Origin of the sequence: uncultured Lactobacillus sp. (assembly GCF_947367125.1) — a bacterium.
GTDB lineage: Bacteria > Bacillota > Bacilli > Lactobacillales > Lactobacillaceae > Lactobacillus.
In genome coordinates this window covers 84,845-92,651 of the sequence record NZ_CANBCQ010000003.1, presented here as the reverse complement: position 1 = coordinate 92,651, position 7,807 = coordinate 84,845, and the positions used below count along the sequence as shown (strand labels likewise).

6 protein-coding genes, 1 tRNA gene and 1 pseudogene are annotated in these 7,807 nt (G+C 36.8%); 7 read left to right on the top strand and 1 reads right to left on the bottom strand.

The features are described 5' to 3' along the window. The first annotated feature begins 3 nt into the window (after positions 1 to 3). The 3 genes from Q0Y84_RS01940 to Q0Y84_RS01930 all read left to right on the top strand — a co-directional run bounded on the left by Q0Y84_RS01940 (position 4) and on the right by Q0Y84_RS01930 (position 2,513). Positions 4 to 76: transfer RNA gene (locus Q0Y84_RS01940), tRNA-Val, on the top strand. Positions 77 to 155: 79 nt separating this feature from the next. Then, positions 156 to 947, top strand: a complete 792-nt coding sequence (locus tag Q0Y84_RS01935; RefSeq protein WP_297950336.1) for a type II CAAX endopeptidase family protein — start codon at positions 156 to 158, stop codon at positions 945 to 947. Positions 948 to 1,046: 99 nt separating this feature from the next. After that, positions 1,047 to 2,513 carry an MFS transporter gene (locus Q0Y84_RS01930; RefSeq protein WP_297950334.1) on the top strand — a complete coding sequence of 489 codons (1,467 nt, stop codon included), beginning with the start codon at positions 1,047 to 1,049 and terminating at the stop codon, positions 2,511 to 2,513. 39 nt (positions 2,514 to 2,552) lie between these two features. Here Q0Y84_RS01930 and Q0Y84_RS01925 read toward each other — a convergent pair whose 3' ends face one another. Next, positions 2,553 to 3,065 carry a TetR/AcrR family transcriptional regulator gene (locus Q0Y84_RS01925; protein ID WP_297950332.1) on the bottom strand — a complete coding sequence of 171 codons (513 nt, stop codon included), beginning with the start codon at positions 3,063 to 3,065 and terminating at the stop codon, positions 2,553 to 2,555. 106 nt (positions 3,066 to 3,171) lie between these two features. On the opposite strand from Q0Y84_RS01925, the gene Q0Y84_RS01920 reads away from it, so the two are divergent. From Q0Y84_RS01920 to Q0Y84_RS01905, 4 genes and pseudogenes are all read left to right on the top strand, one after another. Beyond that, complete coding sequence (locus Q0Y84_RS01920) at positions 3,172 to 4,944, top strand: oleate hydratase (RefSeq protein ID WP_297950330.1); 1,773 nt, start codon at positions 3,172 to 3,174, stop codon at positions 4,942 to 4,944. 103 nt (positions 4,945 to 5,047) lie between these two features. Next, the gene (locus Q0Y84_RS01915) at positions 5,048 to 5,581 is read left to right on the top strand and encodes a GNAT family N-acetyltransferase (protein WP_180862198.1); all 534 of its coding nucleotides are present in this window, start codon (positions 5,048 to 5,050) and stop codon (positions 5,579 to 5,581) included. Between the two features lie 173 nt (positions 5,582 to 5,754). Beyond that, positions 5,755 to 6,207: pseudogene (locus Q0Y84_RS01910) on the top strand (aldo/keto reductase); the annotation flags it as partial. A 148-nt stretch (positions 6,208 to 6,355) separates the two neighbouring features. Continuing rightward, positions 6,356 to 7,708, top strand: a complete 1,353-nt coding sequence (locus tag Q0Y84_RS01905) for an RNA-guided endonuclease TnpB family protein (RefSeq protein ID WP_297950326.1) — start codon at positions 6,356 to 6,358, stop codon at positions 7,706 to 7,708. Positions 7,709 to 7,807 lie beyond the last annotated feature (99 nt).

Below are 7,807 nucleotides of genomic sequence, written 5' to 3'. Positions count from 1 at the left end.
TATGGAGGATTAGCTCAGCTGGGAGAGCATCTGCCTTACAAGCAGGAGGTCACAGGTTCGAGCCCTGTATCCTCCATATTTTTTTACTCAAAAGCGTTAGATTATATCTAGCGCTTTTTATTTGAATAATAATTTTTTTTGGGGGGGAGAAAAGGATGTTTGTCAAAAGAGCCGAAACAAATAAGGGAGTAATCAAAAATTATCTAATTATTTTTGTTCTATTTATTGTTTTATCATTAGGATTGATATTTTTAGATCAGTTTTTAATTTCTGAAAAGATAATTCAAGCCAAATATAGTTGGTTGTTTATTGTATTGAGATATGTTATTGCAATATTGGGTTTATTATGGATTAACCGTCAGATTATTAAAAGTCGAATTACTTTTGCTTTTAAATTTGATTTGATTAATGGCCTGGTCTGGCTAATAGTAATAGCTTTAATTATTTATAATTTATGGGGAATAACATTAGGTGATTTAGATTTAAGTACATCTAATCAAGAAGACAATTTTTTATTTTGCTTAGGGCCAGCGATTTTTGAAGAATTATGGTTTAGAGGAATAATCTTTGAGAGACTAACTGAAATAAATTATAAAAAGAAGTATGGCTTACTTTTTGCAATAGTATTTTCTTCATTTCTATTTATGATCTCACATGTAATTATTCCAGATTATACTAGTCCAATTGCTATGTTACAGCAATGTATTGGTGCATTTTGTTTAGGTATCTTGTTTGCAGTGATCTATTTTGTAACAAATAATCTGGGATTAACTATGCTAGTCCATTTTACTAATAACTTAAATTCATATTTTTCTCTTACAGTTTTACCTTTATTAAATAATTTAAGCGATATGCAATTGATTTTGATTGAATCAGGAATATATCTTATCTTTAGCGTTTTGATAATGAGCGTATATAAGAAAATAAATAGTAAAAATAGGTTGTAGAATAACTTTTTTGCTATTTACAACGAAAATTACTATTTTAATATGAGTAAATTTACTTGTATTATTGTTGATGATACAGAGCTTTTGGGAAGATGTTATATGAATAAAAAACAAATTACGATGGTAACAGCAGCCTTAATGCTAGGCAACGTCATGTCAGGCTTAGACGGAACCATTATTAACACTGCGATTCCGGCAATTGTGGCAGCTTTACATGGAATTCAGTTCATGGGCTGGATTGTGGCAATTTTCTTATTGGGGATGTCAATTTCTATTCCGATTTGGACTAAAATTGGCGAAAAGATTACCAATAAGCGGGCCTTTGAAATTTCATTATTATTGTTTGTGTTGGGTTCAACTTTACAAGGAATGGCTCCTAATATTATTTTCTTCTTGTGTTCACGCTTTATCATGGGTATCGGTGCCGGTGGTATGGGATCTTTGCCTTATATTATCGCGGGTTATGTATTTAAAAATATTAGAACGAGAACTAAAGTTTTGGGCTATTTAACTGCCAGCTGGAATGGGGCAGCAATTTTAGGGCCGCTAATTGGTGGCTGGCTAATTGATGCCTTTTCATGGCACTGGGTCTTTTATATTAATATTCCAATTGGCTTAATTTCATTATTGATCTGTCTGATTTACTACAAGCCGGTTACACCAGAAAAAACGCCAGTTTTCGATATTCCAGGTGCTGTTTTATTAGTAATTGGTTTGCTTTTATTTTTAATGGGCGTTCAATTAGTTGGCTTAGCTCCTAGTTGGATCATCATTAGCTTGATTATCGTAAGTTTGGTCTTTATTGTCTTTTTCTTCATTCGCGAAGGGCATGCTGCTAATCCGATTATTCCAATTTCTTTATTTAAAAATAAAGATTTAGATGGTGACTTTTTACTCTTTGCCTTTACTTGGGGCGCATTTTTAGCGGTAAACACTTATATGCCAATGTGGGCGCAAGCCTTGCTTGGTTTGTCAGCCTTACTCGGCGGGATGACCTTAATTCCTAATTCAATTGTCGAAATTATTTCTTCACAGAGTGTTGCGACAATTCAAGACCATATCTCGACTTTTAAGCTAGTCTTGATCGGAATAATTGCAATGATTATTTCATCGGCAGGATTGTTCATTGTTGATTGGCACACGCCAGTACAGATTATTACTATTATTGGAGCCTTTTCTGGAATTGGTGTTGGCTTTATTTTCGTTGCTATGCAGTTGAAGGTACAACTTGATGCTGGGTTGAAAAATATGGCGACAGCAACTTCTACTTCATATTTGATCAGAATTTTGGCTCAAACTGTGATGGCCGCAGTGTATGGCGTAATTATGAACTTGAATTTGGCTCATGGAGTTCAAACCCACAAGGGAATTACCATGACAATGATGAATAAGTTAAGTGATGCGCAAAGTGCTAAGAGTCTGCCACAAAACTTGGTGCCAACAATGAGGACTATTTTCCACTGCGGTATTAAGGAAATTATGTTGGTTTCATTGATTTTGTTAATTATCGCCTTGGTAATGAATTTTTACTTTAACTTTGGTAAAAAACGCAAGAAACTACAATAAATAAAAAAGGAGAGCTCGATTTGTGAGCTCTCTTTTTAGCTACAGCATAATATGTTTTTCAGCATAGGCGATCAAATCGGCTATGCTAGTTTGATAATTTTGTTTAACCCACCAGACCAGTAGCATATAGATTCCGCCAGATTGATAGGCGATTGCATAATCAGGCAATTGTAAGTCAGGGTGATAAATCGATAGTAATTTCTTTAAGTAGTGCGTTTGAAAATTCAATAAAGATCCTTCAAAGCCGGCATCAAGCAATAATTTCATTAATTCAGGATTATTTTTAAAGAATTCAAGGTAAGTGGTAAGCTGTTCTTTAAAAGTTTTCAAATTATGCTGGTTAATATCGGCAATGAACTTACGGTATTGTTTAGCCAAAAATTGGGCGATAACTTCATCTTTTTGCTCATAATTGCGATAAAAAGAAGTCCGAGAAACGTTAGCTTTACGGGTGATCTCTGCAATGGAGATCTCTGGATAAGGCTTTTTTTGTAATAAATCAAACAAGGCATCTTCAATTTGCTGCTGCGTGTGCAAACTTTTCATATTCATAAAAGCATTCCTCCAAGTGTGAATCATTTGACAATTGATATCGCTTACATTATATTATAGCTGTAAATAGTTACAAGTGTAACGATTATTGAAAGAAGTGTCAATTATGCATTATAGTAACGGCAATTATGAAGCCTTTGTTAAGGCTGATAAACCTAAAGACGTTGATCAAAAATCTGCTTATATTGTTGGTAGTGGCTTGGCAGCTTTAGCTACTGCTGTCTTCTTAATTCGTGATGGTCAAATGAAGGGCGAGAAGATTCACATTTTTGAAGAACTAGGCTTACCTGGTGGTTCAATGGATGGGATCTATAGTAAAGAAAAAGAGAGCTACATCATTCGCGGCGGTCGTGAAATGGAGCCGCACTTTGAATGTTTATGGGATTTATTCAGATCAATTCCTTCACCTGATCATGAAGGTGAATCTATTTTGGATTCCTTCTATCGTCTAAACAGAAAAGATCCAAGTTATGCTAAAACTAGAGTAATTGTAAACCGTGGTCAAGCTTTGCCAACTGATGGGCAACTTTTATTAACGCCAAAGGCAGTGAAAGAAATTGTCGATCTTTGTTTAACTCCAGAAAAGGATCTGCAAAATAAGAAAATTAATGAAGTCTTCACCAAAGAATTCTTCCAATCAAACTTCTGGCTATATTGGTCAACTATGTTTGCTTTTGAACCATGGGCTAGTGCAATGGAAATGCGTCGCTACTTGATGCGCTTTGTACAGCACGTGGCAACCTTGAAGAATCTTTCATCATTGCGTTTTACTAAGTATAACCAATATGAATCATTGATTTTGCCATTGGTAAAATATTTGCAAGATCATGGCGTAATTTTCCACTACAATACGGTGGTTGACAATATTTTTGTTAACCGTTCTGACGGTAAAAAGATTGCTAAACAAATTATTTTAACTGAAGATGGCGAAAAGAAGACAATTGATTTAACACCAAATGACTTGGTCTTTGTCACTAACGGTTCAATTACTGAAAGCACCACCTATGGTGATCAATTGCATCCAGCTCCAGCAGAGCATGAATTAGGTGCAAGTTGGCAATTATGGAAGAACTTGGCTGCCCAAGATGAAGATTTTGGTCATCCTGAAGTCTTCTGCAAGGATATTCCAAAGGCTAACTGGCGAATGTCAGCAACTATTACTTTCAAAAACGATGATGTGGTGCCATTTATTGAGGCTGTCAATAAGAAGGATCCACACAGTGGCTCAATTGTAACTAGTGGACCAACGACAATTAAGGATTCTAACTGGCTTTTAGGTTATTCAATCAGTCGTCAGCCACACTTTAAAGCCCAAAAGTCAAATGAATTAATTGTTTGGTTATATGGTTTATTCTCTGATACCAAGGGTAATTATGTGGAAAAGACGATGCCTGACTGTAATGGGCTTGAAATGTGTGAAGAGTGGCTCTACCACATGGGTGTGCCTGAAGAAAGAATTCCAGAGATGGCTGCTGCGGCAACGACAATTCCAGTTCATATGCCATATATTACTTCTTACTTCATGCCAAGAGCTTTAGGCGACCGGCCAAAGGTTGTTCCAGATCATTCGAAGAATTTAGCCTTTATCGGTAACTTCGCCGAAACACCAAGAGACACTGTCTTTACGACTGAGTATTCAGTACGGACAGCGATGGAAGCCGTCTACACTTTGCTTGATATTGATCGTGGCGTACCAGAAGTCTTTGCTTCAGCCTTTGATGTGAGAATGTTGATGAATGCCATGTATTACTTAAACGATCAAAAGAAGTTGGCTGATCTTGACTTGCCAGTGGCTGAAAAGTTAGTAATTAAAGGGATACTCAAGAAGGTTAAGGGCACGTACATTGAAGAATTGATGAAGAAGTATAAGTTAATGTAGATAATTTTATAAAAAGAAAGAAACTGTCGCCTCAGGCGGCAGTTTTTCTTGTATAATGTAGTTATTCAATTGATAGTGATTTTAATTAGAAAAGAAGGATACTATTTTAGATTCTAAACCCGCCCGATGGGGCACAAAAGCATATCGTGACGCTAAGCAATTATACATGAAGGCTTTCCCAGCGTGGGAGCGTTTCTCCATGTTTTCTTTATTAGCAATGTCACTTCACCGAAATGTTAAATTCCACGCAATTTATAATAATGACCAGTTCTGCGGCATTACTTATTATGCCGAAAACGACAATACGGTTTATCTAACCTATTTGGCTATTAATGAAAAGTTGCGTGGTCAAGGTTATGGTTCTAAGATTTTAACGATGCTGGAAGATCGCTTCCCTGATAAGCAAATCGTGATTGATATTGAGCCAGTAACCAAGAAAGCCAAGAATTACAAGCAGCGTGTTAGTCGCTTGAAGTTCTATGAGCGGAATGGCTTCCATAGAACGGATCAAAAGTTAAAAGATCCAGATGGCGAATTTGAAGCTTTGACTACTGGGAAAAAGCTGGATATTGATAGCTTTACCAGAACATTGCGGCAGATGAGTTTTGGCTTTTATCAAGCAAAAGTTGAAAAATAGAAATAAGCCTATTTGGCGTTCCATTATAGGGGATGCTGACTAGGCTTTTTTGATATATGAGTACACAATTTTAAGAAAAGCAAGCAACTGTTTCACACTATAAAGCAAACTTTCAGCCTGATATGTTAAAATAAAATTAAAATACAAAAACTAACTAGAAAACGAGAAAAATTATGAAGGACTATGTAATTTTAAATAATGGTGTCAAAATGCCACGCTTGGGTTTTGGTGTTTATCAAATTGATGATTTAGCACAAGCACAACAAGTTGTGGAAAACGGCTTAGAAATAGGTTATCGTCTTGTGGATACTGCACAAATCTATGGCAATGAACAGGCTGTTGGGGATGCACTTATGCACAGCAATGTTCCGCGAAAAGATATTTTTGCTACTTCAAAGATTTGGGTTGATAATTATGGCTATGATCAAACTTTGCAAGCTTTTGATGATTCATTGAAAAAGCTGCATTTAGATTATCTTGATCTATACCTGATTCATAAACCATATAATGATTACTACGGCACTTGGCGGGCTTTGGAGCGCTTGTATAAAGAAGGACGTATTCGGGCAATTGGCATAAGTAGTTTTTGGAATGAGCGGTTGGCTGATTTAATTACTTTTAATGAAAAATGCCCAGAAATCCCTGTATTTTAATGCGGGGATGGATAGGGCCAAGCTGACCTAGCAGTCAGCTTGTTTTATTTTGAAAAATAGAGACATATGTTCGCTTTTCCTGTGAAATATAAATATCTAATCTACAGAAGGAGGTGAAATCATGAAAAGAATGAGCAGCTTAGCCTATCATTTTGGCATCAAACTACGCTTTTATCCTAGTTCTAAGCAAAAGAAGATCATTAAACTAAACTATGATGCTCAACGCTTTGTCTACAACTCTTATGTAGGACGCAATCGAAGCAATTATCATGCTAAGCACTACTTAGCTGTTAGACAATATCAAACAATGCCCTTTGCTTTTTCTGCTCTTAATAGCTATGAAGCCCAACTGGCAGAAACAGTAGTCATCAATAATGAATTATTGGCTAAGCCTAAGAATATCCGCGATGCTTACAGCTTTTTGCGTGTTAAAGAAATTGATAGTCTCGCTATTGCAAACGCTATTCAGAACTACCAGAAAGCTTGGAAAAACTATCGCAAGATTGGGCATGGAATCCCAACTTTCCATAAAAAACGCAGCGACTGGTCATACCAAACCAACTGTCAATATCCTAAGCAGCCAGAGGCTTTTCTTGATAACGGGACAGCTAGATTTATTGATGCTAAACATATTAAATTGCCTAAACTGGGAATTGTCCGCATTGCTGGCTTTAGAAAACTGATTAAAGAGCGCTGGCTTGACCATATCCCAACTAGAATTGGCACAGTCACGATTAAAAAAACCGCTGATAACCAATTCTACCTGTCTATGCAGTTAGGCAGCGATATTGCCTTTGTTAAAGACTTGCCTAAGACGCAGAGTCAAATTGGCATTGACCTTAACCTTGATAATTTCTTAACGGAGTCAAATGGATCAATAGTTGCCAATCCACGATTTTATCGCAAAACCCAAAAGAAGCTTGCCCATGCTCAACGCGTCTTGTCTCGCAGGCAGCGCCGGGCTAAAAAAGAAGGACGCAATTTGCGGCTAGCAAAAAACTATCAAAAGCAGCGTTTAGTTGTAGCTAAACTGCACGACAAGATCAGAAGACAGCGTAACGCCTTTTTGCAAGTACTCTCAACTGCACTAATCAAAAACCACGATTTAGTAGTTGCCGAGGAATTAAGAAGCAGAAACCTGTTAAAGAATCATGCCTTGTCGCAATCAATTTCAGATGTTGGCTGGCGTAGTTTCCTGAACATGCTGGCTTATAAGGCAGATCTATATGGCAAAGAATTTCTAACAATTGATCCTAAGTACACCACCCAAAGATGCCATCAATGTGGCAGTATTATGGGCCAAAACGGTTATAAGAAATTAACCCTTAAGGATCGAGAATGGACTTGTCCAATCTGTCGAACGCACCATATTCGTGATTGGAATGCGGCAGTGAACATCTTAGAAAAAGGATTAAGCAATTGGCAAAATCCTAAAATAAAAAAAGCAGCCTTATTGGAGACTGCAGTCCGCTAGCAACTCGCGGACTTAAAAGGCTTTGGTAATTAGACGACCTCTATCGGCAATAGTTAAAAGATTATTGCTGGTAAGTCAAATCCGTATCTAAGCAAGTTG

Bases quoted from the DNA above. Each gene is read 5' to 3' on its own strand.
- Q0Y84_RS01935 (WP_297950336.1), top strand. From the start codon at position 156: ATGTTTGTCAAAAGAGCCGAAACAAATAAGGGAGTAATCAAAAATTAT.
- Q0Y84_RS01930 (WP_297950334.1), top strand. From the start codon at position 1,047: ATGAATAAAAAACAAATTACGATGGTAACAGCAGCCTTAATGCTAGGC.
- Q0Y84_RS01925 (WP_297950332.1), bottom strand. From the start codon at position 3,065: ATGAATATGAAAAGTTTGCACACGCAGCAGCAAATTGAAGATGCCTTG.
- Q0Y84_RS01920 (WP_297950330.1), top strand. From the start codon at position 3,172: ATGCATTATAGTAACGGCAATTATGAAGCCTTTGTTAAGGCTGATAAA.
- Q0Y84_RS01905 (WP_297950326.1), top strand. From the start codon at position 6,356: ATGAAAAGAATGAGCAGCTTAGCCTATCATTTTGGCATCAAACTACGC.